Source organism: Actinokineospora sp. (genome assembly GCF_050699995.1).
Taxonomy (GTDB): domain Bacteria; phylum Actinomycetota; class Actinomycetes; order Mycobacteriales; family Pseudonocardiaceae; genus Actinokineospora.
Genome location: NZ_JBOHGC010000429.1, coordinates 1 through 2,217, shown reverse-complemented (window position 1 = coordinate 2,217; position 2,217 = coordinate 1). Strand labels below are relative to the sequence as shown.

The window sequence follows — 2,217 nt, the reverse complement described above, 5'->3', positions numbered from 1 at the left end:
CTCCGGCACCCACTCCTGCAGCGACGGCGCCATCAACAGCACCTGATCGGGGTCATACGGCCGAAACGTCTTCTCCTCGCCCGCCGGGCGGCGCTCGGCGGGCGCCCCCGGCGCCGCCTCGACATCCACCAGCCGATCCTGACCCTCCACCGGCACCGTCACCATGCGATCCTCCGCGCGTCGTGAACGCGCGAATGGTCTTAAACCGGTCGGACGACACCGGGCCGGTTACTGACCCAGGCTCCTAGTAGTGCTTTGTTAGCTCCGCGGTAGGGTTTGTGGGGGCCCCGGCGAACCCTCCTTGCGTCTGTCGGTCTCGACGCGGGGAGGGGATGATGGCGGTGATGGCAGCGGCGGATGTCGATGCGCCGGTGGCGGTCAAGGAGCGTTTGGAGGCGTTCGCGGGCGAGGTGCTGGCGGAGGCGATGAACCGGCCGGTGCAGGTGGTCAACGGCGGGTTGTATCTGCGCGGGCTGATCGAGCAGGGTGCCCGCAAGTCGCTTGAGCCGATGGTCGAGCGCTTGGGCGAGGAGGCGAACTATCAGAGCCTGCAGCAGTTCTTGGCGGACAGTCCGTGGGATCCGGCGTTGGTGGTGCGCGCGGTCGCCGCGCGGGTGGCGCCGAGGATCGCGGTCGAGGCGTGGGTGCTTGACGACACGGGGTTCGTCAAGGACGGCAAGCGCTCGCCGGGGGTCAAGCGCCAGTACTCGGGCACGCTGGGGAAGGTCGGCAACTGCCAGATCGGCGTGTCGGTGCACGCGGTCGGCGCCGGGGGGACGGTCCCGCTGGGCTGGGCGCTGTATCTGCCCGAGGAGTGGTGCGTTGACGCCGAGCGGCGCAAGCGCGCGAAGATCCCCGACGAGATCGAGTTTCAGACCAAGCCCGAGCTCGGCGTGGAGCTGATCGAGCGCGCCACCGGCTGGGAGCTACCGGCAGCGCCGGTGCTGGGCGACTGCGCCTACGGGGACAACACCGAGTTGCGCGGGCGGCTGCACGACGCCGGCGTCGAGTACGTGCTCTCGGTTTCGGCGGAGACGACCGTGTTCGCACCCGAGACGACCTTTCGGGTGCCCGCGCGGACCGCCGCGCCGGGCAGGCCCAAGAGCCGCCCGCGACCGGACCGCAGGCCCGAGTCGATCGGGTCGCTGATCGCCCGGCTGACACCCGCGGACTTCAAGACCGTGACGTTCCGCGACGGGCCCGACGGTGAGCCGATCACCTCGCGGTTCGCGTTCGTGCGCGTGCGCGCCGCCCACCGCTGGCACAAGGGCTTCGCCGAACCGCCGCGCGAGGAGTGGCTGATCGCTGAGTGGCCCGAAGGCCGCGACGAGCCGACCGACTACTGGCTCTCCAACCTGCCCGAAGACACGCCGCTCGAGCGCCTCGCGCGCCTCGCGCGGCTGCGCTGGAAGATCGAGCTCGACTACAAGCAGCTCAAGGGCGAGCTCGGGCTCGACCACTACGAGGGCCGCTCCTGGCTGGGCTGGTACCACCACACCGCGCTGGTCACCGCCGCCCACGGCTTCCTCACGCTCGAACGACTGCACCCAAAAGCCCGACGGCCGGCCTGACGCTCCCGAGGGCCGTGCTGCTGCTGCAGCCGCTCTTCAAGTGCTGGGCCGGCCGCTGCCAGACCTGCTCCCAGACCGTCGACCTCGACCGGCTGGCCCTCCACAGCGACCGACACGACGAGTGACACCTAACAAAGCACTACTAGGCGTCGGTTTCGGTGCCACGGCGGGGGGGCGGGGCCCGGGAGTCCCGGGCCCCACCTGGCTCCCCACTCCGGTGAGGGCTAGTCGTCGCCTCGGTGCTTGAGGACGTAGAGCCCGAAGTTGCGGTCGCTGGCCACCAGCAGCCCGCGATGCGGCACCACGCTCCAGATGTTCACCGGCGGCGCGCCGCTCGGCGCCCCGGCCCCCGTCCAGGACGCGATCTCCCGCGGATCCTCCGGGTCGTCGATGTCGATCACGCGCACGCCGTCCGAGTACCACGAGGCGTAGAGCGTCTCGTCGCGGACCTCCGGGTTGTGCACGCTGAACGTGCCGTCCAGCGCGACCGCCTCGTTGGACACGTTCGGCGTCGCGAACGTGGACAGCGCGACCGGACTGGCCGGGTCGTCGACGTCGAACAAGCGCAGGAAGCCCCAGCCGTCGAACACGGCCGCCGCCCGCGCCGTCACCGGCGGCGCGCCGTCGCGCAGCAGCAGCCCGGTGC

General features: G+C 71.0%; 2 protein-coding genes. One reads left to right on the top strand and one right to left on the bottom strand.

Translation table 11 applies throughout. The annotated features are described in order from the left end of the window. The first annotated feature begins 344 nt into the window (after positions 1 to 344). Positions 345 to 1,571, top strand: coding sequence for an IS701 family transposase (locus ACRDSQ_RS21250; protein WP_431423485.1), 1,227 nt, complete (start codon positions 345 to 347; stop codon positions 1,569 to 1,571). A gap of 224 nt (positions 1,572 to 1,795) precedes the next feature. Here the strand turns inward: ACRDSQ_RS21250 and ACRDSQ_RS21245 are convergent. Beyond that, positions 1,796 to 2,217 (bottom strand): LVIVD repeat-containing protein (locus ACRDSQ_RS21245; RefSeq protein ID WP_431423484.1); only part of this gene is annotated, 422 nt, incomplete at its 5' end.